Here is a 25,214-nt window from a genome sequence, read left to right on the forward strand (position 1 = left end):
CGATGAGCGGTTTATAGATCCACCCCGACCAAACTGTCAACGCCCCATCCCACCAAAAATCAAAAAACCGCCAAACCGCCTAACCTACTGTTCCAACTCATCCTTCACCACAGCCCACCACGTCACCCACACGTCACCATGACAATCCCATGCAAAAAAGACGGCAAAATTCTCTCTCCGGATCGGGACGGGCGCGCTTTGCCAGCCGACCTCGTCACCTGCGAGACGAAGGTGAGGGTGGGTTCGCACGTTCGCCTTTCCTCCCCGAATGCAAACGGGAGCGCGCCGGTCCGGCACGCTCCCGTTCGATGCGAATGCCCTCTGATTCGTCGGTCCGCGCCGCTCAGGCGAGACGCGCGTCGAGCGAGACCTCGATCGCGCCGAGCGCCTTCGAGATCGGGCAGCCTTCCTTCGCCTTCTTCGCCAGTTCCTGGAACTTCGCGTCGTCGAGACCCGGCACCTTGGCCTCCAGCGTCAATGCGCTGGACTTCACCGCGAAGCCGCCCTCCGCCTGCTCGACGCTGACGACGGCGCGCGCGTTCAGCTCCTCCGCCGGCGTGCCGTTCTCGGCGAGGAAATGCGAAAGCTGCATGGCGAAACAGCCGGCATGGGCGGCGCCGAGCAGTTCCTCGGGATTGGTGCCCGACTTGCCGCTCTCGTCCTCGAAGCGCGCCTTGAAGGAATAGGGATGGCCCGACAGGGCGCCGGACTGCGTCGTGATCTGGCCCTTGCCGTCGGCGAGCGCGCCCTGCCAGACGGCGGTTGCATGTCGTTTCATGAGAGGCGATCCTCGGCTCTTGCGGACCCTGGCCGCGTTGCGGATGGGCGGGAGTTAAGATTCGCTTCGCATTCGTCCAGCTAGGATCGGCCCGGTTCCGCCGCGCCTCGTCCGGAAGCCCGCATTCGTCATGACCGAAGCCCTGCTCGTCACCGCCGCGCCGCCTCTTCTCGCCGAGAAATCCGCCTGGCTGCGGGCGCTCGAGGAGGAGCGGCGCGCCAGCCCGCATACGCTTGCCGCCTATGAGCGCGACGTGCGGCAGTTCCTCGCCTTCCTCACCGCCTATCACGGCCGCCCGGCCGAGCTCGGCGATCTCGCCGAGCTGCGCAGCACGGATCTGCGCGCCTTTCTCGCCGCCCGGCGCCGCGACGGGGTGGAGGCGAAGACGCTGGGGCGGTCGCTGTCCGGCATCCGCTCCTTCGTGCGGCATCTGGAGCGCCGGGACCTCGCCTCCTCCGCCGGGGCGCGGGCGATGCGCGCGCCGAAGCAGCCGCGCTCCCTGCCCCGGCCGCTCAGCGTGCCGGACGCGCTGAGCGTGACGGAGGAGGCCGGGGCGCTCGCCGCCGAGCCCTGGCTCGCAGCGCGCAATGTCGCGGTGCTGACGCTGCTCTATGGCTGCGGCCTGCGCATTTCCGAGGCCCTCGATCTTCCCGGCGACGCGCTGACCGATGCGACGGCGCGCTCGATGCCGATCCTCGGCAAGGGCATGAAGACGCGTCTCGTGCCGCTTCTGCCGGCGGTGCATGCGGCGGTCGCGGATTATCGCCGGCTCTGCCCCTTCGCGCTGTCGGCCGAGGCGCCGCTGTTTCGCGGCGCCAAAGGCGGTCCGCTCCGGCCGCAGATCGTGCAGCGCGAGATGGCGCGGCTGCGCGGCGCCCTCGGCCTGCCGCCTTCCGCCACGCCCCATGCCCTGCGCCATTCCTTCGCGACGCATCTCCTGGCCGCCGGCGGCGACCTCCGGGCGATCCAGGACCTTCTCGGCCATGCCAGCCTGTCGACGACGCAGGGCTATACCGCCGTCGATTCAGCGCGGCTCCTGTCCGTCTACGATCAGGCCCATCCCCGGGCGCGGCGCGCCTCTTGAGGCCTCGCGGCGAGACCTTCAGCCTTTGGTCGCATTCGCCGCTTAGGCTCCGCCCGAACGCGGAGAAGGACGAGGGCGCGATGCGGAACGGCACGGAGGGAAGCGGCGGCACGCGGCGCCGGCACAGGCGGCGCCTCGCCGGGGCGCTGGCGGTCCTTCTCGCCACGCTGGCGCCGGGCCCCGCCCCCGCATCCGCCGCCGAGCCCGCCTGCCAGCCCGGCACCGACCTGACGCCGAAGCTCGCGGCCGATGGCCGCCTCGCCCGCATCGAGGCGGAAGCCGCCAAGGTGCCGAATGGCGAGGGCCGCTTCTGGCGGGTCGAGAAGGACGGCCTGCCACCCTCCTATCTCTTCGGCACCATGCATCTTTCCGATCCGCGCATCCTCGCCCGGCCTCCGGCGGTGGAGGCGGCGCTCGGCGCGGCGAAGACGGTGGTGATCGAGACGCTCGACGTGCTCGACCAGGGCAAGTCGGATCTCCTCGTCCTCGCCCATCCCGAACTGATGATGCTGCCGGCCGGCAAGAGCCTCGACGACTATCTGTCGCCCGAGGAGAAGCGCGAGTCGGACGCGCTCTTCGCCAAGGCCGGCACGCCCTATGCGGCGGTGCGCACGCTCCAGCCCTGGTTCACGGCGATGGGCGTGATGCTGCCGGGCTGCGAGGCGGCGCGGGCGGCGGCGGGCGCCCATCCGCTCGACATCGCGCTGGCGCTCGATGCCAAGGCCGCCGGCAAGGTGCTGGTCGGGCTCGAAAGCTCGCTGGAACAGCTTCAGGCCATGGCCTCGATGGACATGGAACTCCAGGTCGCCAATCTCCTGTCGATCCTCAGGGTCAAGGACACGATCCCCGATCTCTTCGAGACGCTGACGGATTTCTATCTCGCCGGCCGCATCGGCGCGATCGGTCCGCTCTCCGAGATCGCGACCGAAACGCCGGACAGCCCGCAGGCGAGCGGCGCCGCCTATGCGCAATTCGAGCAGCGCATCGTCACCGATCGCAATCGCCGTATGGCCGAGCGGCTGGCGCCGCAGCTGGCGGCGGGCGGCGTCCTCGTCGCGGTCGGCGCCCTGCATCTGCCGGGCGAGGAAGGGCTCGTGGAGCTGCTGCGCCGCGCGGGCTATCGCGTCACCCGGGCGGACTGATCGCGCCGCGCGTCCAAAATGCCCCTTCCCGGCCGTCGCCGCGCGGCCGAAGCCTGCGTGGCGTCTCGGCACCCTCGGGCGCCGCTGTGGGACTCAAGCACCGGATCGTGAACGCCGGCGCGCTTGCCGGGGCCGGCGGCGGGGCGCAGGTTGCCTGTCTTTCCATGGGAAGGGAGCGCATGGCATGATCCGTAGCAAGACCGCCCTCGCCTTCGGGCTCCTCGCGGCGCTGTTCGCCGCGCCGGCCTTCGCCGATTGTCCCGGCCATGTCTCGGCCGAGGCGAAGGGCACCACGACCACCGCCGATTCCGGCACGCCCCCGCCCCCGCCGCCGCCGAGCGGCCAGCCGGGCTGAGGTCTCCCCCATGAGAAAGGCCCGGCGATCGCGCGATCGCCGGGCCTTTTCGCGAGGTCGGACGCTTACGAGTGGATCGGCTTGGCGAAGGTGGCGAGCGCCGCCTCGCGCACCGCTTCCGACAGGGTCGGATGGGCATGGCAGGTGCGGCCGAGATCTTCCGACGAGCCGCCGAATTCCATCAGCACGGCCGTCTCGGCGATCATGTCGCCGGCGCCGAAGCCGAGGATATGGACTCCGAGCACCCGGTCGGTCGCGGCATCGGCCAGCACCTTTACGAAGCCGTCCGTGTGCAGCATGGCGCGGGCGCGGCCATTGGCGGTGAAGGAGAACTTGCCGACCTTGTAGGCGACGCCCTCCTTCTTCAGCTCCTCCTCCGTCCGGCCGACCGAGGCGACTTCCGGCGAGGTATAGACGACGGAGGGGATGACGCCGTAATTCACATGGCCCGCCTGGCCGGCCAGGATCTCGGCCAGCGCGATGCCCTCGTCCTCCGCCTTATGGGCGAGCATCGGCCCCTTCACCACGTCGCCGATGGCATAGATGCCGTCGACATTGGTTTTATAATGCGCGTCGATCTCGACGCGGCCCGTCTTGTCGCGCGCGACGCCGACCTCGTCGAGGCCGAGCCCGTCGGTAAAGGGCCGGCGGCCGGTCGCGACCAGCACGACATCCGCCTCCAGCACCTCGGCCGCGCCGCCGGCGACTGGCTCGAACGTCACCTTGGCGCGGGCGCCGGTCTTCTCCACCGCCGTCACCTTGGCCGAGAGGCGGAAATCCAGCCCTTCCTTCACCATCAGCTTCTGGAAGGCGGTCGAGACCTCGCCGTCCATCGGACCCAGCACCTTGTCGAGATATTCGACCACGGTGACCTTGGCGCCGAGGCGCGACCAGACCGAGCCGAGCTCGAGGCCGATCACCCCGCCGCCGACGACGATCATCGTCTCCGGCACCTTCGGCAGGGCGATCGCATGGTCGGAGGAGACGACGGTCTCGCCGTCGAAGACGACGTCGACGCCCGGAATGCCGGCGACGACCGAGCCGGTCGCGATGCAGATCGCCTTGGTCTTCAGGCTGCGGCTGCCGGTCTCGCCCGTCACCTCCACCTCGCCCGGCGCCGCGATGCGGCCGGCGCCGATGATGCCATCGATCTTGTTCTTCTTGAACAGGAAGGCGATGCCGTCGACATTCTGCTTCACCGTCCTGTCCTTGTGGCCCAGCATCGTCGCGAGATCGAGTTCCGGCGACACCTTGATGCCGAGCGTCGCGAAGCTGTGCCGCGCCTCGGCATACATTTCGGAGGCGTGAAGCAGCGCCTTGGAGGGAATGCAGCCGACATTCAGGCAGGTGCCGCCATAGGTGGCGCGCTTCTCCACCACCGCGACCTTCAGGCCGAGCTGCGCCGCCTTGATGGCGCAGACATAGCCGCCGGGGCCGGAGCCGATGACGACGAGATCGAAGGAGGCGGTGCTGTCGGACATGGGATGCGAGGTCTCGGAGGGTGGAGGGTCAGGTGAGCTGGAACAGGATCAGGACGATGCCGAGGAGCGACACCAGCCAGACGAGCGAGCGGATATAGGGAATGCCGAAGATGTAGAGCGGCAGATAGACGATGCGGCCGAGGAACCACAGCCAGGCGCCGGCCGTCGACCACCAGCCGAGCCGGCCGGACAGGACGGCGATCAGCACGGCGGCGACGAAGGCCGGATAGGTTTCCTGGAAATTCGACAGCGCCCGCTCGGCGCGCGCGGCATGACGGCCGAGCGGCTTGGCCTCGCCGTCGCGCGGCCCGGCATTCCAGTCGGTGCCGCGCTCGCGCGTCGCGAGCTGGCCCTGCAAGCCGATATGGACGACGAGCAGGACGACCGACCAGGCGAGAAGCGTCAGTTCGATCGGCAGATGGGGCATCGGGAGCATGGGCGCGCTTTCCGTCATGACAGGACTCGCGACCTCAAAGCCCGCCCTGGGGACAGGTTCCCATCGCCTCGGAGAAAGCGCGCGACGAGGCCTCGAGCTTTCCCTTGACGATGCCGAGGGGGTGAAAGGGCGGCTCCGCCTGGATGCCGGGCTGGACGAGCCGCAGCTGGTAGCAGCCGGTGAAAACGCTCTCGCGCCCCTTCACGTCCACGGCCCGCACCGCGACGGGCAGCGTATAGTAGATCGAGCCGGCGGCGCCGTCCGATACCGCCTTGCCGGTGCGCACGGCCGCCCCGGCCGTCTCGGCATAGCCCTTGGCGAAATCGGCGAAGGCCGGCCGGTCGGGCTCGTCGCGGAAATAGGACCAGGCGCGGACATATTCCTTGCGGTCGATCGCGTTGTAGAGCGAGCGGATCACCGCGTCCGGCGTCGAGCGATCGTCAAGATAGTCGGGCTCGGCGGCGGTGGATTGGTCGGCCGGCGGCTGCGGCGCGGCCTCCTCGGCACGGGCGGGCAGCGCCGCGGCGAGCGCCAGGGCGAAGAGGGCCGGGCGAAAGACCTCAGCCATGCATCTTCTCCGTCGCGAGCTTCAGGCCGAGGCCGATGAAGACGAACCCCGTCGCCCGCGTGATCCAGCGGCCGGCGCGGACGAAGGACTGGCGGATGGCGGGAATGGTGAAGAAGAAGGAAACGCCGACGAACCAGAGGATCAGGGCGCTCGCCATCACGAGTCCGTAGCCGATCTTGACGAGCGTCGGCGTCTCCAGGCTGACGAGCGAGGAGAAGAGCGTGAGGAAGAACAGGACCGGCTTCGGGTTCAGCGCATTCGTCAGGAAGCCCATGCCGAAGGCCTTCGCGTCGGACATCGGGCGGGCGCGCTCGGCCGGATCGATCTCCGGCATTTCCGGCACGTTCGCCTCGCGGATCGAACGCCAGCCGAGATAGAAGAGATAGGCGGCGCCGACCCATTTCACGATGTTGAAGGCGAGGATCGACTGCGAGACGATGAGGCCGATGCCGAGCACGGTATAGCCGACATGGAACAGCAGCGCCGTGCCGATGCCGAAGCTGGTCGCGATGGCGGCGCGCCGACCATGGGTGAGCGACTGGCGCATCACCATCGCCAGATCGGCGCCCGGAACCACGATGCCGAAGGAGAAGACCGCCATGAGCGCGGCCAGCTCGAGAAGATAGTGGCTCATGCCGTTTCTCTTTTCAGTTCGCCATCGGCCTTGGATTGTCCCGGCGAAGCCGAGCGTACCGCCAAGGCATAGAGCGCAGCGGCGGCGATTGTGGAAAGCGCGGTTCCGATACTCAAGGCAAAGATCAGATCGAACCACCGGTCGATCACGAAGCCCCAGTTCGCCGCGTCTCCGAAGTCCATCCAATGTTGATACTTCCGGCCGACCAGGAGACCGGCGAAACCAGCGCAGGTCGGTCCGAGGCAGACAGAAAGCAGAAACATCAGGCCCGGAATGGCCTGACGTTTCCGAACGCTCATAAGAGTTTAGAGGTCGAGGACCAGACGCTCCGGATCCTCCAGGCTCTCCTTGACGCGGACCAGGAAGGTGACGGCTTCCTTGCCGTCGACGATGCGGTGATCGTAGGACAGCGCCAGATACATCATCGGGCGGATCTCGATCTTGCCGCCGACGACCATCGGCCGCTCCTGGATCTTGTGCATGCCGAGAATGCCCGACTGCGGCGAGTTGAGGATCGGCGTCGACATCAGCGAGCCGTAGACGCCGCCATTGGTGATGGTGAAGGTGCCGCCCTGCATGTCGGCCATGGACAAGGAGCCGTCGCGCGCCGCCTTGGCGAGACGGCCGAGCTCCTTCTCGACCCCGGCGATCGACATCTGGTCGGCGTCGCGCACCACCGGCACGACGAGACCCTTGTCGGTGCCGACCGCCATGCCGATGTGGCAATAGTGCTTGTAGAGAATGTCGGTGCCGTCGATCTCGGCATTCACCGCCGGGATCTCCTTCAGGGCATGCGTCACCGCCTTGGTGAAGAAGCCCATGAAGCCGAGCTTCACGCCGTGCTTCTTCTCGAACACGTCCTTGTAGCGGTTGCGCAGCTGCATCACCGCGCCCATGTCCACCTCGTTGAAGGTGGTCAGCATCGCGGCGGTGTTCTGCGCGTCCTTCAGGCGCCGCGCGATGGTCTGGCGCAGGCGGGTCATCTTCACCCGCTCCTCGCGCGCCTCGTCGCCGGGGGCGGAGGGGGCGCGGGCGGCGGCGGGCGCCGCCGGGCGCTCCGGCGCCGAGGACGGGGCGCCCTTGGCGAGGGCGGCGAGCACGTCGCCCTTCAGCACCTGGCCGCGCTTGCCGGAGCCCTCGACATCGCCCTCGCCGAGACCCTTCTCGCTCATCAGCTTCTGGGCCGAGGGCGCGGCCGGCATCGCGCCGCCATTGGCGCGCGCCGGCTCGGCGCCCTGCTGTTCCTTCGAAGGCGCGGTGCCGCCGCCGTAATCGGTGGTCTTCGCCTCCGTCGCAGCCGCCGCCGGAGCGGGCGCCGCCTCGGTCGCCTTCCGGGCACCCGTATCGCCGGCGCCCCGGCCCTCGCCGATCGAGCCGAGAAGGCCGCCGGCCTGGACGGTCTCGCCCTCCTTCACGGCGATGTCTTCCAGGATGCCGGCGGCCGGGGCCGGCACTTCCACCGTCACCTTATCGGTTTCGAGCTCGGCGATGGTCTCATCCCGTTCGACGCGGTCGCCGGGCTTCTTGAACCATTGGCCGACGGTCGCCTCCGTCACGGATTCGCCGAGCGTCGGGACTTTGATTTCGGTGCTCATATGGATCTGGATCTCTTGGAAATGGTCGCAATCGGCCTTGGGGCCGGGACGGAAGGGGTGCCCGGCCTCAGCCGAGCGCCTCTTCCAGGAAGGTCTGGAGCTGCGCCTGATGCTTCGACATGGTGCCCGCCGCCGGCGAGGCCGCGGCCGGGCGGCCGGCATAGCGCACGCGCCGGCGATCGGCGCCGATATGGTCGAGCACCCATTCGAGATAGGGGTCGATGAAGCTCCAGGCGCCCATGTTCTTGGGCTCCTCCTGGCACCAAACCATCTCGGCCTGCTTGAAGCGCGACAGCTCGCCGATCAGCGCTTTCGCCGGGAACGGATAGAGCTGTTCGAGACGCAGGAGATAGACGTCATCGACGCCGCGCTTCTCGCGCTCCTCGTAGAGGTCGTAATAGACCTTGCCCGAGCACATCACGACGCGCCGCATCTTGGCGTCCTTCGCCAGCTTGATGGCGGAGTCCTTCTTCATCTCCGCATCGTCCCAGAGCAGACGATGGAAGCTCGTGTCCCCCGCCATTTCCGAGAGGTCCGAGACGGCGCGCTTGTGGCGCAGCAGGGACTTCGGCGTCATCAGGATCAGGGGCTTGCGGAAGTCGCGCTTCAGCTGGCGGCGCAGGGCGTGGAAATAGTTCGCCGGCGTCGTCAGGTTGGCGACCTGCATGTTGTCCTGGGCGCACATCTGGAGATAGCGCTCCAGCCGCGCCGAGGAGTGCTCCGGCCCCTGCCCCTCATAGCCATGCGGCAGCAGCATCACGAGGCCGGACATGCGCAGCCACTTCGCCTCGCCGGACGAGATGAACTGGTCGACCACGACCTGCGCGCCATTGGCGAAATCGCCGAACTGGGCTTCCCAGAGCGTCAGCGCGTTCGGCTCGGCCAGCGAATAGCCGTATTCGAAGCCGAGCACCGCCTCCTCCGAGAGCATCGAGTTGATGACCTCATAGGTCGCCTGGCCCTTGGCGAGGTTGGAGAGCGGCACGTAGCGCGTCTCCTCCTCCTGGTCGTAGAGCACCGAATGGCGCTGCGAGAAGGTGCCGCGCTCGGAATCCTGGCCGGACAGGCGGACGGGATGGCCTTCCGTCACCAGCGTGCCGAAGGCCAGCGCCTCGCCGGTCGCCCAGTCGATATTCTCGCCGCTCTCGATCGCCTTGCCGCGATTCTCCATGAAGCGCTGGATGGTGCGGTGGACGTTGAAGCCTTCCGGCACGGTGGCGAGCTTGGCGCCGATCTCCTTCAGCGCCTTCAGCGGCACGCCGGTCGCGCCGCGGCGCGGCTCGTCCTCGGAGGCCGCGCGGCGCAGGCCCGACCACGCGCCGTCCAGCCAGTCGGCCTTGTTCGGATTGTAGTTCTGGCCGGTCTCGTGCTCGGTCTCCAGATGCTGGCGCCATTCGGCGCGCCGGGCATCGACATCCTCCTGGCTGACCGCGCCCTCGGCGACGAGGCGCTTGGTATAGAGTTCCAGCGTCGTCTCGTGGCCGCGGATGACCTTGTACATCTTCGGCTGGGTGAAGCCCGGCTCGTCGCCCTCGTTATGGCCGAAGCGGCGATAGCAGAACATGTCCACCACGACCGGCTTCTGGAACTGCATGCGGAACTCGATCGCGATCTTGGCCGCGAAGGTCACCGCTTCCGGATCGTCGCCATTGACGTGGATGATCGGCGCCTCGACCATCTTCGCCACGTCCGACGGATAGGGCGAGGAGCGCGAGAAGCGCGGATTGGTGGTGAAGCCGATCTGGTTGTTGATGATGAAATGCAGCGTGCCGGCGACGCGGTGGCCCTTGAGGCCCGACAGGCCGAAGCATTCCGCGACGACGCCCTGGCCGGCGAAGGCCGCGTCGCCATGGATCAGCAGCGGCAGGACGTTGGAGCGCTGCTCCAGGTTCGGCGTCTCGATCTGGGCCTTGCGGGCGAGCTGGTCCTGCTTGGCGCGCGCCTTGCCCATCACGACCGGGTTGACGATTTCGAGATGCGAGGGATTGGCGGTCAGCGACAGATGCACCCGGTTGCCGTCGAACTCGCGGTCCGAGGAGGCGCCGAGATGGTACTTCACGTCGCCCGAGCCCTCGACGTCCTCCGGCTTGTAGGAGCCGCCCTGGAATTCGTGGAAGATGGCGCGGTGCGGCTTGTTCATCACCTGCGACAGGACGTTCAGCCGGCCGCGATGGGCCATGCCGAGCACGATCTCCTGGAGGCCGAGCTGGCCGCCGCGCTTGATGATCTGCTCCAGCGCCGGGATCAGCGATTCGCCGCCGTCGAGGCCGAAGCGCTTGGTGCCCTTGTACTTGACGTCGAGGAACTTCTCGAAGCCCTCCGCCTCGATCAGCTTGTTGAGGATCGCCCGGCGGCCTTCCGGCGTGAAGCCGACGCCTTTGTCGTGGCCCTCGATGCGCTCCTGGATCCACTGCTTCTCGACCGGGTTCGAGATATGCATGAATTCCCAGCCGATCGTGGAGCAATAGGTGCGCTCCAGGATCTCGACCATCTGGCGGATGGTCGCGAATTCGAGGCCGAGGACGTTGTCGATGAAGATCTTGCGGTCGAGATCGCCGTCCTCGAAGCCGTAGGCCTTGGGCGAGAGCTCGTTATAGTCCTCGTCCGGCTGGGCGGCGATGCCGAGCGGGTCGAGCTTGGCATGGAGATGGCCGCGCACGCGATAGGCGCGGATCAGCATGAGAGCGCGCACCGAATCGCGCGTCGCCTGGAGGATGGCGGCTTCCGAGACCTCGGTGCCCTTGGCCTTGGCGACGTCCGCCGCCTTGTCCTTCAGCTTGGTCTCGATGCGCTTCTCGGCCTCGCCCCAATTGCCGTCGAGGGCGGAGACGAGCTCGCCATTGGCGACGATCGGCCAGTTGCCGCGCTTCCAGGAGGCGCCCTCGGCATTCTTGAGGACGATCGCCTTCTCGTCCTTCAGCTCGCCGAAGAAGGCCGCCCAGTCGCCCGCGACCGAGGCGGGGTCCTTCTCGTAGGCCGCGTAGAGTTCCTCGATATAGTCGGCATTGCCGCCATAGAGAAACGAGGTTTCGGAGAAGAAATCGTTCGCGGAATCGCGTGACATGGTCGGGTCTTCGCGGCGCCGGCGCTGCGGCGGCCGCCTCCTCTCAAGGGTCGAGAGCGGGCGCGGGCGCCCGCCGGTTTCCATTCAGCCCTTCAGGACGTCGACCAGGGTCGCGCCCAGGCGGGCGGGCGAGGGCGACACGCGGATGCCCGCCGCTTCCATCGCCGCGATCTTCGATTCGGCATCGCCCTTGCCGCCGGACACGACGGCGCCGGCATGGCCCATCGTTCGGCCCTTGGGGGCGGTGCGGCCGGCGATGAAGCCGACCATCGGCTTCTTGCGGCCCTTCTTCGCCTCGTCGATGAGGAACTGCGCCGCGTCCTCCTCGGCCGAGCCGCCGATCTCGCCGATCATCACGATCGACTTCGTCGCATCATCGGCAAGGAACATTTCCAAAACGTCGATGAACTCCGTGCCCTTCACCGGGTCGCCGCCGATGCCGACGGCCGTGGTCTGGCCGAGACCCTCGTTCGAGGTCTGGAAGACCGCCTCATATGTAAGCGTTCCCGAGCGGGAAACGATCCCCACCGAGCCCTGGCGGAAGATCGAGCCGGGCATGATGCCGATCTTGCACTCGCCGGGCGTCAGGATGCCCGGGCAGTTCGGGCCGAGGAGGCGCGACTTCGACTTGTCGAGCCGGCCCTTGACGCGCACCATGTCGAGCACCGGAATGCCCTCGGTGATGCAGGTGATGAAGGGGATCTCGGCGTCGATCGCCTCGATGATGGCGTCGGCGGCACCGGCCGGCGGCACGTAGATCACCGAGGCGGTCGCGCCGGTCTTCTCCTTGGCCTCGGCGACGGTCGCGAAGATCGGCAGCGTCTCGCCGCTCGCGCCCGTCCAGTTCTCGCCGCCCTTCTTGGGATGGATGCCCGCCACCATGGTGCCGGCGTGATAGGCATTGGCCTGTTCGGTGTGGAACGTGCCGGTCTTGCCGGTCAGGCCCTGCACGATGACCTTGGTGTTCTTGTCGACGAGGATGGACATGGCGTTGCGCGAGACTCCGGATGGGTCGATCAGCAAAGGGCGGAAAGCGGGGAAGGGCCGGCACTCATAGGCGCCGGCCCGCCGTTCCGATGAGGTTACTTGATCGCCGCGACGATCTTCTTAGCCGCGTCGTCGAGATCGTCGGCCGCGGTGATGGCGAGACCCGATTCGTTCAGGATCTTCTTGCCGAGCTCGACATTCGTGCCTTCGAGGCGGACGACGAGCGGCACCTTGAGGCCGACCTCCTTCACCGCCGCGACGACGCCCTCGGCGATGACGTCGCATTTCATGATGCCGCCGAAGATATTGACCAGGATGCCCTGGACGCGCGGATCGGCGGTGATGATCTTGAAGGCCGCCGCGACCTTCTCCTTGCTGGCGCCGCCGCCGACGTCGCAGAAATTCGCCGGCTCCTTGCCGTAGAGCTTGATGATGTCCATCGTCGCCATGGCGAGGCCGGCGCCGTTCACCATGCAGCCGATATTGCCGTCGAGCGCCACATAGGCGAGGTCCCACTTGGAGGCTTCGATCTCCTTGGCGTCCTCTTCGGTCTCGTCGCGCAGCGCCTTCATGTCGTCGTGGCGGAACAGCGCGTTGCCGTCGAAGGAGACCTTGGCGTCGAGCACGCGCAGGCGCCCGTCCTTCATCACGATCAGCGGGTTCACCTCGAGAAGGCTCATGTCCTTCTCGACGAAGGCCTTGTAGAGCACCGGGAAGAGGGCCAGCCCGTCCTCGCGCGCCGCGCCATCGAGCTTCAGCGCGTCGCAGAGCTTGCCGGCATCCGCCGCGGTGACGCCCGTCTCCGGGTCGATCGCCACGTTGACGATCTTTTCCGGCGTGTCGTGGGCCACCTTCTCGATATCCATGCCGCCTTCCGTCGAGACGACGAAGGCGACCTTGCCGACCGAGCGGTCGACGAGGATCGAGAGATAGAGCTCGCGGTCGATATCGGCGCCGTCCTCGATATAGAGACGGTTCACCTGCTTGCCCGCCTCGCCCGTCTGGGCGGTGACGAGCGTGTTGCCGAGCATCTCCTTGACGTTGGCGACGACGTCCTCGACGGATTTCGCGAGGCGCACGCCGCCCTTGGCCTCGGCGCCGAGCTCCTTGAACTTGCCCTTACCGCGACCGCCGGCATGGATCTGGCTCTTCACCACATAGAGCGGCCCCGGCAGCTGCTTCGCCGCGCCCTCGGCCTCCGAAGCCGAGGTGATCGCGACGCCCGAGGCGACCGGCGCGCCGAAGCCCTTCAGGACTTGCTTGGCCTGGTATTCATGAATGTTCATAAGGATCTATCCCGCTTTGGCGCGTCGGTTCAGGCGAGCGACGGCGCGATGCCGCGGCAGGCTTCCATCAGGCCCTGCACGGAGCCGACGGACTTCTCGAACATCGCCTGCTCGTCGCCGTTCAGCTCGATCTCGATGACGCGCTCGACACCCTCGGCGCCGATCACGCAGGGCACGCCCACATAGAGATCCTTCTGGCCGTACTCGCCCTTCAGGTTGGCGGCGCAGGGCAGGACGCGCTTCTTGTCCTTCAGGTAGCTCTCGGCCATCTCGATGGCCGAGGCGGCCGGCGCGTAATAGGCCGAGCCGGTCTTCAGGAGGCCGACGATCTCGGCGCCGCCGTCGCGGGTGCGCTGGACGATCTCCTCCAGGCGCTCCTTCGAGACCCAGCCCATCTTGACGAGATCGGTCAGCGGAATGCCGGCGACCGTCGAATAGCGGGTGAGCGGCACCATCGTGTCGCCATGGCCGCCGAGCACGAAGGCCGTCACGTCCTCGACGGAAACCTTGAACTCCTCCGACAGGAAGTGGCGGAAGCGGGCCGAGTCGAGGACGCCGGCCATGCCCACCACCTTGGCCTTCGGCAGGCCGGAGAACTTCTGCAGCGCCCAGACCATGGCGTCGAGCGGGTTGGTGATGCAGATCACGAAGGCGTCGGGGGCGTATTTCGCGATGCCGGCGCCGACCTGCTCCATGACCTTCAAATTGATGCCGAGAAGGTCGTCGCGGCTCATGCCCGGCTTGCGCGGCACGCCGGCGGTGACGATGCAGACATCGGCGCCCTCGATCGCGGCATAGTCATTGGCGCCGGTCAGGCTGGCATTGAAGCCCTCGACGGGGCCGGACTGCGCGATGTCGAGCGCCTTGCCCTGCGGCGTGCCCTCGGAAATGTCGAACAGGACGATGTCGCCGAGCTCCTTCAGGGAGGCCAGATGGGCGAGCGTGCCGCCGATCATGCCGGAACCGATGAGTGCGATCTTCTTGCGCGCCATGGTGCTCTTCTTCGCCTTTGCGTCTCGGCATTGCGCCGGTTCGTCTTATGCGTTTCGCCGCGCCGGAAGGGACGCGCCGCCATTCTCCCGGCCGCGACGCCCCGAAGGCGCGAGCCGGTATGCCTGCGAGGACCGCGATGCCGATTCTGCCGTCTCGTCATCTCGCGACTGCGAATTCGCGAGCGCTATAGTCCGGCAAAGGTTAACATGCAACCACGCTCGATCCACCTCAGGAATTTCAATCGTTTAAGTGGATTTTCGCTTACGTAAACGTCAATCGATCCGAAGATGCGCGGGTCGTCGCAGGCTTCTCCCGCCTTCGGGGAACGCAGACTTGTCCAGCACCGCCGCCCGCTTCAGGTCGGAGACGATCCCCCGGCCTCGCGGAGACCATAGTCGCCCGAACGCATCTCGATGAGGCGCGACACGGTCCGCTGGAATTCGAAGGCCTCCGCGCCCTGGCGGCCGGAATAGAGCGCCTCCACCGGCCCGTCGGCGGAGATCACGACGCGCCGGCCGGCGTCGTAGAGCGCGTCGATCAGCGTGATGAAGCGCTTGGCCTCGTTGCGCTCCGCCGGGCCCATGCGTGTCACGCCGTCGATGACGACCGTGTGAAACCGCGCCGCGATCGCCAGGAAATCCTCGGCGCCGAGCGGCCGGCCGACGAGGTCCTGAAAGGCGAAGCGGGCGACGCCGTTGCCGGCGGCCGGCACCGGCACGGTGCGGCCCTTGACGGACAGCGAGGCCGGGCGCGGCTTCTCGCCGGCGAGCAGCGTGCGGAAGGTCTCGTCCATCGCCCGCTCGGTCTCGGGTCCGAGCGGCGTCACGTAGAAGGCCGCCTCCCCCACCGAGGCGAGCCGGTAGTCCTGCGGCCCGTCGACCTTCACGACATCGACATGGCTCTTCAGGATCTCGATGAAGGGCAGGAAGTCGCCGCGCTTCAGCCCGTCGCGATAGAGATCGTCCGGGGCGACGTTGGAGGTCGCGACCAGCGCCACGCCTTCGGCGAAGAGCTGCTCGAACAGCCGGCGCAGGATCATCGCGTCGGCGACATCGGTCACGGTGAATTCGTCGAAGCAGAGAAGCTTCGCCTTCTCCGCCAGAGCCTTGGCGACGGGCGGGATCGGATCGCTGGCCTGGACGCGCCCTTCGCGCAGGGCCTTGCGATGCTCGCCGATACGCTCGTGCACCTCGCCCATGAAGGCGTGGAAATGCAGGCGCCGCTTCGGCGCGGCGCTGGCATGGCGGAAGAAGATGTCCATCAGCATCGTCTTGCCGCGCCCGACCGCGCCATGGATATAGACGCCCCGCACCGGCTGCGGCGCCTTGGCCCGGCCGAAGAGCCAGCCGAGCGCGCTGCCCTTCGCCGCCAGCGTCGCGGCCGACAGGTCCTTGTCGAGCCGGTCGAGCCGGTCGGCGAGAAGGCGCTGATTGGCGTCGGGCTCGATCTCGCCGGAGGCGATCAGCCGTTCGAGGCTCTGGCGGACGGAGCCGGGACGCGACTTGGCGGGAGGAAGAGAGGCTGTCATCGAATCTCCGCCATGCCTCCCCTCGCCGCCGTCCCGTCCCCCTCTAACGCGGAAGGACTAAGACCGTCTAAAGCCGGCTAAGATTCGGAGGGAAACGGCGGGCCGGCCCTCCGGGGGCCGGTCCCTGCTCTGGCGGAGATCAGCGATAGAGGCTGATCTGCTGGCCGCCGGTGGTCGAGCCGTCATAGCGCTGGCCGCCGGCCGAGGACAGGTTGGCAACCGTCGAGCCGCCAGAATCCTTCAGCACCACCTGTCCGCCGGCGACGTCCCAGGCAGTGACATCGGCGACCTGACCCGGGCAGCCGCGCGAGGCGGCGCGATAGCCGCCGGTCCATTTGGTCAGGGCCATGAAGATCTGGCAGCTGCCGCCGCCGGTCGAAACCTTCCAGGCGCCGACGAGGCCTTCGCGCTTCACCGGCTCGGCCGAGGCGGTCTGCGCCGGCTGCGCGGCGCCCGAACTGGCCGGCGTGGCGTCGGCGGCGGGGGCGGCCGGGGCCGGCGGAATCGCCGCCTGCTGCACCGGCGGGGGCGGCGGAGGCGGCGGCGGCAGCTGGCTCGACTGGACCGGGCTCGTCGGGGCCGCGGTCAGCGGCGCGGGACGGCTATAGTCAGCGGCAGGCGAGGCGCTCTGGCAGGCGGCCAGCGCCGCAAGGGCCGCCAGCGCCGCGCCCGTCGTCAGGATCTGCTTCATCCACCCGTTCCCCTTGCGGACCCGCGAAGGCGCGGCGCCCGTCTTCGTCCCCGTTCGCGCGCCCGGCGGGCCGCCTTTCGCGAAAGGCGGGTTCGACCGGGCGTTGTCATTGGTTAAAATTAGCACAAAGCCGCGAGGTCAACAGGCGAAGCCGTTCCTCGCGACCAGAAAAGCGCGCGCCGTTGCCGCTTTGCCGAGGGGGCGGCGCCCGCTCCCGTCAGGCCGCCCGCTCGGCGTCGACATTCGGGCGCTGGAAATCGCCGCTCACCGGGTCCATCGCCCAGAGCTCGCCGGTCGAGATGTCGAACCAGGCGCCGTGAATGGCGAGTTCGCCCGCCGCCTCGCGCTCGGCGACATAGGGGAAGCTGCGCAGATTGTTGATCGAATAGCGGATGGAGATGCGCTCCAGCGCCGTCTGGCGCTCGGTCGCCGTCAGGTCGGCGATGGCGGCGACGCCGCGCGCCGGCTCGTCGACGAGGCTCATCCAGCGGCCGATGAAGTCGGCCGGCGACAGGGGATCGCCGCCCTCCGTCAGCGCGGCCTTGATGCCGCCGCAGCGGCCATGGCCGAGGATCAGGATGTTCTTCACCTTAAGGCCGACCACCGCGAACTCGATCGCCGCCGAGGTGCCGTGATAATCGTCGTTCGGCCCGAAGGGCGGCACGAGATTGGCGACGTTGCGCACGACGAAGAGCTCGCCCGGGGCCGAGTCGAAGATGATCTCGGGCGCGGCGCGGGAATCGCAGCAGGCGATGACCATGGTCTCCGGCGCCTGCCCCTCGCGGGCGAGCGCCCGGTAGCGCGCCTCCTCCGCCGCGTAGCGACCGCTCATGAAGGCGTCATGGCCGGCGAGAAGATGGTCCGGAAGCAGGGCCATGGGGTCTCCGTTGAGCGTCACACATGGGAAATGCTCCCTGGCGAGTTAGGCGCGATGCTGCATCGCGTCAAGCGAAGGGCCGTTCGGCGGAGCCGGGAAAACCGGGTGGGCGGCTGGAAGCGGGGCGGCGCAGAATGCGCGTCGCACCTCGTTCGGAGACAAGCCCCATGCGCCTGGAATTCCTCCTGACTTCCCTGGTCGTCGCGGCCTCGCCCGGCACCGGCGTGCTCGTCACGCTCGGCGCCGGCCTGTCGCGCGGTGCGCGGGCGGCGCTCGTCGCCGCCTTCGGCTGCACGCTCGGCATCGTGCCGCACATGGCCGCCGCCGCGACCGGGCTCGCCGCCCTTCTCCATGCCAGCGCCATCGCCTTCGCCGCGCTGAAATATGCAGGCGTCGCCTATCTCCTGTTCATGGCCGTCGCGACGCTGCGGGACGGCGGCGGCCTTTCCGCCGCGCCGGAGACGGCACCGCGCCGGGACCGCGACGTCGTTCTCTCGGCCGTCCTCGTCAATCTGCTCAATCCGAAACTGTCGATCTTCTTCCTTGCCTTCCTGCCGCAGTTCATCGGCGCGGCCGAGCCCGCCCCGCTGGCGCGGATGCTGGAGCTCTCGCTGGCCTTCATGGCGATCACCTTCGCCGTCTTCGCGCTCTACGGCCTTCTGGCGGCCGGGGCGAAGCGGCGCGTCGCGGCGAGCCCCGCCATCCTCGCATGGCTGCGGCGAGGCTTTGCCGCCGCCTTTCTCGGTCTCGGCCTGCGACTGGCCGCGACGGAGCGCTGATCAGACGCGGATCGCGATCGGCAGGCCATGGGCGTCGCGGCCCGGCGGGTCGGGAAAGGACAGGGTCTCGCCCCGCGCGTGCCGGCCGGCGACGAGCAGCATGGCGCAGGCGTCGAGCCGGTCGTCCTCTCCCGTCTTCGCCGGAAGCGCGGCCGACAGCAACTCGGCGGGAAGCGCATGAGCCAGGAGCAGCGTCCGGCGTTCGAGGAGACCGGGCGGATGCGGGCGGCTCTTCATCTTCTTCGGCAGACTCAGGGGGATGCCGCCGTTGAGTTGGCAGAAGGCGAGTTCCGGGTGGCTTTCGATCAGGCGATCCGCAAGACCCGGTCGGGCGCGCAAAAGGCGATCGATCTCGAGAATCTTCGGAAAAAGCATGAAGCCCTGCCGCGACACGCCGCGCGGCGGATCGGAGAGCGTGCGGGCGATCGCATTCGCCCGCGCATGCGCGGCTGAACGGGCGATGTCGTCCTCATGCGGGCCCGGATCGGCTTCGACGGCGGCGCGTGCGGGAATCGAAAAGACGCTCGACTGGCGTCCTGCGAGACATGGCCGAGCCGCCGCCTCCGCGACCCGCCCCGGACCGACGATCCGCTCGGGCAAGCCGATCGGCATGTCGACGGCGATCGCGGCATCTGACGGAAGACTATCGAGCAGCGTTTCGAAACGTGGAAAGACGCGGAGGAACGGTGCCTCGCCGGCGATCGCGATCGCCGCGATCCAGCCCGCCCGGCAGCCGTCGACGCCGGCGAGCGCCCGGCTCACCGGCGGCGGTGCCCCGCCGGACGGCCGAGCTGGCGCAGCTGCACCATGGCCATCGGATGTTTCAGGCTCTCGGCATCGGTTTCGAGCGTCAGTTCGTCGGCGCCGCGCGTCGTGGTGCGCGCGAGAATCTCGTAGACGGCCGCCGTGGTCGTCTGGAGCGCCTTTTCCGGCGGCAGCCCGGCGAGCAGCCGCGCCAGGAACACCGCCGAGGTGAGGTCGCCCAGCCCGTGCGGCGCGTCGGCGATCTCGCGATGCTCGGCGAGAAGGGTGCGGCTGCCGTCGACGAGAAGATTGCCCGTCCCGCCCTTCAGGAGCGAGAAGGCCGAGGTGACGACGACGGTCGAGGGGCCGAGGCCGAGCGCGGCCTGCGTCAGCTCGGCATTGCTGGCGAGCTCGTGCCCGGTGAGGAATTCCAGCTCGAAACGGTTCGGCGTCGCGAGGTCGGCGAGCGGCAGGAGCCGGTCGCGGATGGCCTGGAGCGTCGCTTCCGGCAGATAGAGCCGGCCGCCGTCGCCGGTGACGGGATCGAGCAGGAAGAGCGCGCGCGGATTGGCGCGCTTCACCGCCTCGACCAGCCGCGCCGCCGGCTCCACCTGTTCGGGCGCGCCGAAATAGCCGGTCAGCACCGCTCCGACCTCGCCCAGCCAGGGCGCGCGTTCGAGATCGGCCAGCATGGCGGCGAAATCGGCGGCGGGCGGCACGATGCGCGTCGAGGGTCCGTGGCCGGGATGCCAGGGCAGCGTCACCGTCGGCACCGACCAGACGGGATGGCCGAGCGATTCCAGCGCGAAGACGGCGGCGCGATTGCCGACCGTGCCGCGCACCACATGGCTGGAAATGGCGATCACCGCCGGTTTGTCCCCGCGCGCCGGGGGCTTCGCGTCGCTCATGTGATCGCAGTCAACCCATCATCTGCCAGGCGAGGAGCCCGGCCAAGGCCAGAAAGCCGAGGAGGCCGAGCCCCCGTCCGAACCGCGTGCCGATCACCTCGATCCGGTCGTCCGGATCGGCGTCGCGCGCGCCGAAATGGCCGACGAGATCGGTCATGGCCTGGCCGGCATGGGCGCCGATCTGCGGATCGGTCTCCTGCCGGACGCGCCGAAGGATCGCGGCCGATTCGGCGAGCCGCGCCGCATCCTCTTCGTCCCGCCCCGGCGGCCTGTCGTTCTCGTGTCGCATCCGCGCGCGACCCTGACGCAAAGCTTCGCGAAGGGCAAGCGGCCGCGACCGGTGCTTTTTATCAAGGCATCGCTGCCTATCCTAAGAGCGAATCGCACAGGGCGGGAACCGGGATTCGGGGGCGACGATGATCGAGAGCAGCGAAAAGGCGGCGATCCTCGCCGCCGTCGAAAGCCATCTCTCCGACGCGGCGGGGCGGCGCCTCGCGCCGAGCCTCTTCGCCCGCCCGCCCGCCGAGGATCTGAAGGCCTTTCCGGCGGAAGCCCTCGCCATCGCGGCGGCGCGCGCGGCGGAGGCCCTCGCCCGCCACGAGGCCGGCGCCCATGTCGTGGATCTCGACCGGCCGGCCGGCTTCGCGCGGAGCGACGGGACGGCGCTGGCGCTTCTCACCGTCGTCAACGACGACATGCCCTTCCTTTTCGACTCGGTGACGAACGAGGTCGGGGCGCGCGGCCGGCCGGTCGCCTATGTCTCGCATCCGATCGTCGACGGCCCGGCCGGGCGGCGCGTCAGCCTGATCCAGATCGCCTTCGAGCCGGACCCGGCGCCGGAGGCCGACGCGGCGCTTGCCGAGGCCGTCACCCGCGTCCTCGATCAGGTCGCGGCGGCGGTCGGCGACTTTCCGGCGATGACGGCGAAGGTGCGGGACGCGGTGGAGGTGCTGCGCCACCGCGCCGCGACGCTGCCGCCGAGCGAGGCGGGCGAGATCGGCGAGGCGGTGGAATTCCTCGAATGGCTGCTGGCCGAGAACTTCATCTTCCTCGGCCTGCGCGAGCTCGACTATGCCGGCGAGGCGGAGGCCGAGGCCCTGGTGCCGCGCGAGGGGTCCGGCCTCGGCATCCTGCGCGATCCGAGCGTGCGCGTCCTCGGCCGGCCCGGCGCGCCGGTGCAGGTGACGCCCGAGATCCGCGCCTTCCTCACCGCGCCGGCGCCGCTCATCGTCACCAAGGCGAACACGCGCTCCACCGTGCATCGCCGCGCCTATCTCGATTATATCGGGGTGAAGCTCTACGACGCGGCCGGCGCCTTCCGCGGCGAATTGCGCGTCGTCGGCCTCTTCACCTCCTCGGCCTATACGCGCTCCGTCCTCACCATCCCCTATCTCCGGCCGAAGGCGGAGGCGGTGATCCGGCGCTTCGATCTCGGCCGCGCCTCGCATAGCGGCAAGGCGCTGCTCGCCGTCCTCGAATCCTATCCCCGCGACGACCTCTTCCAGATCGGCCTCGACCGGCTGGAGGATTTCGCCGGCCGCATCCTCGAACTCGGCGAGCGGCCGCGCGTGCGCGTCCTGCCGCGCATCGACAAGTTCGACCGCTTCGTCTCCGTCCTCGTCTTCGTGCCGCGCGAACGCTACGACACGCGCCTCGCCGAGCGGATCGGCTTCCTTCTCGCCGAGCGCTACGAGGGCCATCTCTCCACCTATTATCCCGCCTTCCCGGAAGGCGAGCTGGCGCGCATCCACTTCATCATCGGCCGTCGCGGCGGGCGCACGCCGCAGCCGGATCTTACCGCGCTCGAAGCCGATGTCGCGACGCTCGCCCGCGCCTGGGAGGACGATTTCGCCAAGGCGGTGCTGGCCGAGGGCGGCGAGGCCCGCCTTCTCGACCTCGCCGCCGGCCTGCCGGAAAGCTATCGCGACCTCACCGATCCCGCCGAGGCGGTGGTGGACGCCGCGCGCATCATGCCGCTTTCGGAGGACGGCCCGCTCGCCATCGACTTCTATCGCCGGCCGGAGGATGCCGAGACGGGGCTCGGCCTGAAGATCTACCATCTCGGCCGGGCCGTGCCGCTGTCGACCCGCGTGCCGATCCTCGAGAACATGGGCTTCTCGGTCGTCTCGGAGCGCACCTTCGAGATCCGGCGGCCGGACGGCGCCACGGTCCATCTCCACGACATGGACCTCACCCGCCGGCGCGGCGGGGCGATCCCGCTCGCCGATGGCGGCGAGGCGCTGGAGACGACCTTCGCCCATGTCTTCACCGGCCGGATCGAGAATGACGGGCTGAACGCCCTGGTCCTCGAAGCCGGGCTGGCAGTCGGCGAGGCCAATATCCTGCGCGCCTATTCGCGCTACCTGCGCCAGACCGGCATTTCCTACGGCCAGGACTTCATCGCCGAGGTGCTGCTGCGCCACCCAGGCATCGCCGCCGATCTCTGGCGCGCCTTCGCGGCGAGCTTCGATCCGGCGCGCGCCGGGGCGGCGGAGGCCGGCCCGGACGAAGGCGCCGGGCCCGACGGCCACGAGGACCCCCTGGCGCGCATCGCCGCCGAGCGCGGCGCCGGCGGCCCCTATCGCGCCATTCTCGCCGCGCTCGACGCCGTCGACAGCCTCGACGACGACCGCATCCTGCGCCGCCTCCTCAATCTCGTGATGGCGACGCTGCGCACCAATGCCTTCGCGGTGGAGGGAACCTCGGCGGCGGAAGGCTCGGAACCCGGCCAAGTCGCGCCCGCCCTCGCCTTCAAGCTCGATTCCGGCCTCGTCGAGGGCCTGCCGGCGCCGGTGCCCTTCCGCGAGATCTTCGTCTTCGACGCCCGCGTCGAGGGCGTGCATCTGCGCTTCGGCCGCGTCGCGCGCGGCGGCATCCGCTGGTCCGACCGCAGCCAGGACTACCGCACCGAGATCCTCGGCCTCGTGAAGGCGCAGCAGGTGAAGAACGCGGTAATCGTGCCGGTCGGCGCCAAGGGCGGCTTCCTGCCGAAGCGCCTGCCCGATCCCGCCGGCGACCGCGACGCCTTCGCCAAGGCCGGCCGCGCCGCCTATGTCGTCTTCATCGCCTCGCTCCTCTCCGTCACCGACAATATTTCCGGCAGCGCCGTCGTGCCGCCGCCGGATGTGCGGCGCCATGACGGCGACGATCCCTATTTCGTCGTCGCCGCCGACAAGGGCACCGCCACCTTCTCCGACACCGCCAATGCCATCGCCGTCTCGGACGGTTTCTGGCTGGACGACGCCTTCGCCTCCGGCGGCTCGGCCGGCTACGACCACAAGGCGATGGGCATCACGGCGCGCGGCGCCTGGGAGGCGGTGAAGCGGCATTTCCGCGAGCTCGGCCGGGACGGCCGGGCCTGGGACATCCAGAGCGAGCCCTTCACGGCGGTCGGCTGCGGCGACATGTCGGGCGACGTCTTCGGCAACGGCATGCTGCTGTCCGAGGAGACGCGCCTCGTCGCCGCCTTCGACCATCGCGACATCTTCATCGATCCGGCGCCCGACGCGGTGCGAAGCTTCGCCGAGCGTCGGCGCCTCTTCGCCCTGCCGCGCTCCTCCTGGGCCGATTACGACCGCGCGCTGATCTCGCCCGGCGGCGGCGTCTTCTCGCGGCGCGAGAAGCTGATCCGGCTTTCCGAGGAGGCGGCGAAGGCGATCGGCTGGGACCGGCGCTCCGGCACGCCGGCCGAGGTGATCAACGCCATCCTCAAGGCGCCGGTCGATCTCCTCTTCTTCGGCGGCATCGGCACCTATATCCGCGCCTCGACCGAAACCAATCTGGAGGTCGGCGACCGCGCCAACGACGCCGTCCGCGTCACCGGGCGCGAAGTGCGGGCGAAGGTGGTGGGCGAAGGCGCCAATCTCGGCTGCACCCAGCGCGGGCGCATGGAATATGCGAGGGCCGGCGGGCGCATCAACACCGACGCGATCGACAATTCGGCCGGCGTCAACACGTCGGACGTCGAGGTGAACATCAAGATCGCGCTGAAGGGCGCGATGGATGCCGGCCGCCTCGACCGCGCCGACCGCGACACCCTCCTGAAATCCATGACGGCGGATGTCGGGCAGCTCGTCCTCGCCAACAATTACGAGCAGACCCTGGCGCTGTCCCTGGAGGAGCGGCGCGGCACCTCGGCGCTGGCCTTGCAGGGCCGCTTCATGTCGCTGCTCGAAGAGGCGGCGGTGCTGGATCGCGGCGTCGAGGTATTGCCGGGCGAGGCGGGGCTCGCCGATCTGCGCGCCTCCGGCCGCGGCCTGACGCGGCCGGAACTCGCCGTGATCCTCGCCTATGCCAAGATTTCGCTCTTCGACCAGCTCGTCTCCGGCAGCCTGCCGGACGAGCCCTATCTCGCCGGGCGGCTGTACGCCTATTTCCCGGCGGCCATGCGCCAGCGCTTCACGGCGGAGATCGAGAGCCACCGCCTGAAGCGCGAGATCGTCGCGACGGGCCTCGCCAATGCGATGGTGAACCGGCTCGGCCCGACCTCGGTGACTGCCATCCGCGACGCGACCGGCGCCTCCTTCAGCGATATCGGCCGCGCCTTCGTCTCGGCCCATGACGGCTTCTCGGCGGGCGGCCTCTATGCGGCGGTGGACGCGCTCGACAACCGCGTCGCCGGCGAGGTGCAGAACGGCCTCTACGACCGGCTCGGCCTGTTCCTCCAGGCGGCGACGCGCTGGTTCGTCGCCAATGGCGAGCCGCGCGAGCGCTTCGCCGAAGCCATCGCCGAGCTGGCGGAGGTGATCGCGGCGCTGAAGCCCAAGCTTCTGACGCTCGTCAGCGAACCGGCCCGGCAGGAGACCGAGGCCGAGCGCGCCCGTCTCGTGGAGGCCGGCGTGCCGGAGGGCGTGGCCGAGACCCTGGCGCTTCTGCCGCTTCTCGCCCTCGTGCCGGACATCGCCCTCGTTTCACGTGAAACGTCGGCCCCGCTGGACGCGACGGTGGAAGCCTATTTCGCGGTCACCGACCTCTTCGAGATCGGCCGGCTGGAAGACGCGCTCCTGCGCCTCAAGCCGACCGACTATTACGAGATCCTGGCGCTGGAGCGGGCGGGCGCCCAGATCGGCCTCGCCCGCCGCCGGCTGACGGTGGCGGCCCTGTCGCGCTTCGGCGGCGAGGAGAAGCCGGTCGAGGCCTGGGCGCGGCATCGCGAATCGGTGGTGGCGCGCATCCGGCCGCAGGTGACGGCCCTTGCCGGCTCCGGCGAGACCTCCGTCGCCCGCCTCACCGTCGCGGCGGGCCTGCTCTCCGACCTGCCGGGGTAAGGGCGGACCACCGCCCG

Annotated in this window: 22 protein-coding genes; 5 read left to right on the top strand and 17 right to left on the bottom strand. The window is 69.0% G+C overall.

Features of this window, described 5'->3' with window-relative positions; all coding sequences use genetic code 11:
* Positions 1-343: 343 nt before the first annotated feature.
* Positions 344-778 (bottom strand): OsmC family protein, encoded by a 435-nt coding sequence (locus IEY14_RS13395; RefSeq protein ID WP_188909289.1) that lies wholly within the window; start codon positions 776-778, stop codon positions 344-346.
* Positions 779-908: 130 nt separating this feature from the next.
* Between IEY14_RS13395 and IEY14_RS13400 the strand changes: the two genes are divergently transcribed.
* The 3 genes from IEY14_RS13400 (at position 909) to IEY14_RS13410 (ending at position 3,359) form a co-directional block, all read left to right on the top strand.
* Positions 909-1,862 (top strand): tyrosine recombinase XerC, encoded by a 954-nt coding sequence (locus IEY14_RS13400; RefSeq protein WP_188909291.1) that lies wholly within the window; start codon positions 909-911, stop codon positions 1,860-1,862.
* A gap of 80 nt (positions 1,863-1,942) precedes the next feature.
* On the top strand, positions 1,943-3,004 hold the full coding sequence (locus tag IEY14_RS13405; RefSeq protein ID WP_188909293.1) for a TraB/GumN family protein: 1,062 nt from the start codon (positions 1,943-1,945) through the stop codon (positions 3,002-3,004).
* Positions 3,005-3,188: 184 nt separating this feature from the next.
* Complete coding sequence (locus IEY14_RS13410) at positions 3,189-3,359, top strand: hypothetical protein (RefSeq protein ID WP_188909295.1); 171 nt, start codon at positions 3,189-3,191, stop codon at positions 3,357-3,359.
* Between the two features lie 65 nt (positions 3,360-3,424).
* Here IEY14_RS13410 and lpdA read toward each other — a convergent pair whose 3' ends face one another.
* The 13 genes from lpdA to IEY14_RS13475 all read right to left on the bottom strand — a co-directional run bounded on the left by lpdA (position 3,425) and on the right by IEY14_RS13475 (position 17,499).
* Complete coding sequence (lpdA, locus tag IEY14_RS13415; RefSeq protein ID WP_188909297.1) at positions 3,425-4,840, bottom strand: dihydrolipoyl dehydrogenase; 1,416 nt, start codon at positions 4,838-4,840, stop codon at positions 3,425-3,427.
* Positions 4,841-4,868: 28 nt separating this feature from the next.
* Positions 4,869-5,276, bottom strand: a complete 408-nt coding sequence (locus IEY14_RS13420; protein ID WP_188909299.1) for an MAPEG family protein — start codon at positions 5,274-5,276, stop codon at positions 4,869-4,871.
* A gap of 34 nt (positions 5,277-5,310) precedes the next feature.
* Positions 5,311-5,844: a hypothetical protein gene (locus IEY14_RS13425; RefSeq protein WP_188909301.1), complete on the bottom strand. Its 534-nt coding sequence runs from the start codon at positions 5,842-5,844 to the stop codon at positions 5,311-5,313.
* The gene (locus IEY14_RS13430) at positions 5,837-6,478 is read right to left on the bottom strand and encodes a LysE family transporter (RefSeq protein ID WP_188909303.1); all 642 of its coding nucleotides are present in this window, start codon (positions 6,476-6,478) and stop codon (positions 5,837-5,839) included. The genes IEY14_RS13425 and IEY14_RS13430 overlap by 8 nt, the downstream gene beginning before the upstream one ends.
* A complete protein-coding gene (locus IEY14_RS13435) occupies positions 6,475-6,777 on the bottom strand; it encodes a hypothetical protein (protein ID WP_188909305.1) in 303 nt (100 codons plus the stop codon). Before IEY14_RS13435 ends, IEY14_RS13430 begins: the two co-directional genes overlap by 4 nt.
* A gap of 6 nt (positions 6,778-6,783) precedes the next feature.
* Positions 6,784-8,073 carry a 2-oxoglutarate dehydrogenase complex dihydrolipoyllysine-residue succinyltransferase gene (odhB, locus tag IEY14_RS13440; protein WP_188909307.1) on the bottom strand — a complete coding sequence of 430 codons (1,290 nt, stop codon included), beginning with the start codon at positions 8,071-8,073 and terminating at the stop codon, positions 6,784-6,786.
* Positions 8,074-8,140: 67 nt separating this feature from the next.
* Positions 8,141-11,137 (bottom strand): 2-oxoglutarate dehydrogenase E1 component, encoded by a 2,997-nt coding sequence (locus tag IEY14_RS13445; RefSeq protein WP_188909309.1) that lies wholly within the window; start codon positions 11,135-11,137, stop codon positions 8,141-8,143.
* An 84-nt stretch (positions 11,138-11,221) separates the two neighbouring features.
* Positions 11,222-12,124 (bottom strand): succinate--CoA ligase subunit alpha, encoded by a 903-nt coding sequence (gene sucD / locus IEY14_RS13450; protein ID WP_188909311.1) that lies wholly within the window; start codon positions 12,122-12,124, stop codon positions 11,222-11,224.
* Between the two features lie 95 nt (positions 12,125-12,219).
* Entirely contained in the window at positions 12,220-13,410 is a 1,191-nt protein-coding gene (gene sucC, locus IEY14_RS13455; protein WP_188909313.1) for an ADP-forming succinate--CoA ligase subunit beta, read from the bottom strand.
* Between the two features lie 29 nt (positions 13,411-13,439).
* Positions 13,440-14,402: a malate dehydrogenase gene (mdh, locus tag IEY14_RS13460; protein ID WP_188909315.1), complete on the bottom strand. Its 963-nt coding sequence runs from the start codon at positions 14,400-14,402 to the stop codon at positions 13,440-13,442.
* Positions 14,403-14,758: 356 nt separating this feature from the next.
* Positions 14,759-15,931 carry a cell division protein ZapE gene (gene zapE, locus IEY14_RS13465; RefSeq protein ID WP_188909317.1) on the bottom strand — a complete coding sequence of 391 codons (1,173 nt, stop codon included), beginning with the start codon at positions 15,929-15,931 and terminating at the stop codon, positions 14,759-14,761.
* A gap of 139 nt (positions 15,932-16,070) precedes the next feature.
* Complete coding sequence (locus IEY14_RS13470; RefSeq protein ID WP_188909319.1) at positions 16,071-16,622, bottom strand: protease inhibitor Inh/omp19 family protein; 552 nt, start codon at positions 16,620-16,622, stop codon at positions 16,071-16,073.
* A 217-nt stretch (positions 16,623-16,839) separates the two neighbouring features.
* A complete protein-coding gene (locus IEY14_RS13475) occupies positions 16,840-17,499 on the bottom strand; it encodes a carbonic anhydrase (RefSeq protein WP_188909321.1) in 660 nt (219 codons plus the stop codon).
* 167 nt (positions 17,500-17,666) lie between these two features.
* Between IEY14_RS13475 and IEY14_RS13480 the strand changes: the two genes are divergently transcribed.
* Entirely contained in the window at positions 17,667-18,278 is a 612-nt protein-coding gene (locus IEY14_RS13480; protein WP_188909323.1) for a LysE family translocator, read from the top strand.
* Here IEY14_RS13480 and IEY14_RS13485 read toward each other — a convergent pair whose 3' ends face one another.
* The 3 genes from IEY14_RS13485 to IEY14_RS13495 are packed head-to-tail and all read right to left on the bottom strand — an operon-like array spanning position 18,279 to position 20,219.
* A complete protein-coding gene (locus tag IEY14_RS13485; protein WP_188909325.1) occupies positions 18,279-19,040 on the bottom strand; it encodes a DUF429 domain-containing protein in 762 nt (253 codons plus the stop codon).
* Positions 19,037-19,930, bottom strand: coding sequence for a pyridoxal kinase PdxY (gene pdxY, locus IEY14_RS13490; RefSeq protein ID WP_188909327.1), 894 nt, complete (start codon positions 19,928-19,930; stop codon positions 19,037-19,039). The genes IEY14_RS13485 and pdxY overlap by 4 nt, the downstream gene beginning before the upstream one ends.
* A 10-nt stretch (positions 19,931-19,940) precedes the next feature.
* Complete coding sequence (locus IEY14_RS13495) at positions 19,941-20,219, bottom strand: hypothetical protein (RefSeq protein ID WP_188909328.1); 279 nt, start codon at positions 20,217-20,219, stop codon at positions 19,941-19,943.
* A 127-nt stretch (positions 20,220-20,346) separates the two neighbouring features.
* Between IEY14_RS13495 and IEY14_RS13500 the strand changes: the two genes are divergently transcribed.
* Complete coding sequence (locus IEY14_RS13500) at positions 20,347-25,197, top strand: NAD-glutamate dehydrogenase (protein ID WP_188909330.1); 4,851 nt, start codon at positions 20,347-20,349, stop codon at positions 25,195-25,197.
* Positions 25,198-25,214: the final 17 nt, after the last annotated feature.

Origin of the sequence: Aureimonas endophytica (assembly GCF_014642635.1) — a bacterium.
GTDB lineage: Bacteria > Pseudomonadota > Alphaproteobacteria > Rhizobiales > Rhizobiaceae > Plantimonas > Plantimonas endophytica.

Coding starts and splice junctions, on each gene's coding strand:
- IEY14_RS13395 (WP_188909289.1), bottom strand. CDS start 778: ATGAAACGACATGCAACCGCCGTCTGGCAGGGCGCGCTCGCCGACGGC.
- IEY14_RS13400 (WP_188909291.1), top strand. CDS start 909: ATGACCGAAGCCCTGCTCGTCACCGCCGCGCCGCCTCTTCTCGCCGAG.
- IEY14_RS13405 (WP_188909293.1), top strand. CDS start 1,943: ATGCGGAACGGCACGGAGGGAAGCGGCGGCACGCGGCGCCGGCACAGG.
- IEY14_RS13410 (WP_188909295.1), top strand. CDS start 3,189: ATGATCCGTAGCAAGACCGCCCTCGCCTTCGGGCTCCTCGCGGCGCTG.
- lpdA (WP_188909297.1), bottom strand. CDS start 4,840: ATGTCCGACAGCACCGCCTCCTTCGATCTCGTCGTCATCGGCTCCGGC.
- IEY14_RS13420 (WP_188909299.1), bottom strand. CDS start 5,276: ATGCTCCCGATGCCCCATCTGCCGATCGAACTGACGCTTCTCGCCTGG.
- IEY14_RS13425 (WP_188909301.1), bottom strand. CDS start 5,844: ATGGCTGAGGTCTTTCGCCCGGCCCTCTTCGCCCTGGCGCTCGCCGCG.
- IEY14_RS13430 (WP_188909303.1), bottom strand. CDS start 6,478: ATGAGCCACTATCTTCTCGAGCTGGCCGCGCTCATGGCGGTCTTCTCC.
- IEY14_RS13435 (WP_188909305.1), bottom strand. CDS start 6,777: ATGAGCGTTCGGAAACGTCAGGCCATTCCGGGCCTGATGTTTCTGCTT.
- odhB (WP_188909307.1), bottom strand. CDS start 8,073: ATGAGCACCGAAATCAAAGTCCCGACGCTCGGCGAATCCGTGACGGAG.
- IEY14_RS13445 (WP_188909309.1), bottom strand. CDS start 11,137: ATGTCACGCGATTCCGCGAACGATTTCTTCTCCGAAACCTCGTTTCTC.
- sucD (WP_188909311.1), bottom strand. CDS start 12,124: ATGTCCATCCTCGTCGACAAGAACACCAAGGTCATCGTGCAGGGCCTG.
- sucC (WP_188909313.1), bottom strand. CDS start 13,410: ATGAACATTCATGAATACCAGGCCAAGCAAGTCCTGAAGGGCTTCGGC.
- mdh (WP_188909315.1), bottom strand. CDS start 14,402: ATGGCGCGCAAGAAGATCGCACTCATCGGTTCCGGCATGATCGGCGGC.
- zapE (WP_188909317.1), bottom strand. CDS start 15,931: ATGACAGCCTCTCTTCCTCCCGCCAAGTCGCGTCCCGGCTCCGTCCGC.
- IEY14_RS13470 (WP_188909319.1), bottom strand. CDS start 16,622: ATGAAGCAGATCCTGACGACGGGCGCGGCGCTGGCGGCCCTTGCGGCG.
- IEY14_RS13475 (WP_188909321.1), bottom strand. CDS start 17,499: ATGGCCCTGCTTCCGGACCATCTTCTCGCCGGCCATGACGCCTTCATG.
- IEY14_RS13480 (WP_188909323.1), top strand. CDS start 17,667: ATGCGCCTGGAATTCCTCCTGACTTCCCTGGTCGTCGCGGCCTCGCCC.
- pdxY (WP_188909327.1), bottom strand. CDS start 19,930: ATGAGCGACGCGAAGCCCCCGGCGCGCGGGGACAAACCGGCGGTGATC.
- IEY14_RS13495 (WP_188909328.1), bottom strand. CDS start 20,219: ATGCGACACGAGAACGACAGGCCGCCGGGGCGGGACGAAGAGGATGCG.
- IEY14_RS13500 (WP_188909330.1), top strand. CDS start 20,347: ATGATCGAGAGCAGCGAAAAGGCGGCGATCCTCGCCGCCGTCGAAAGC.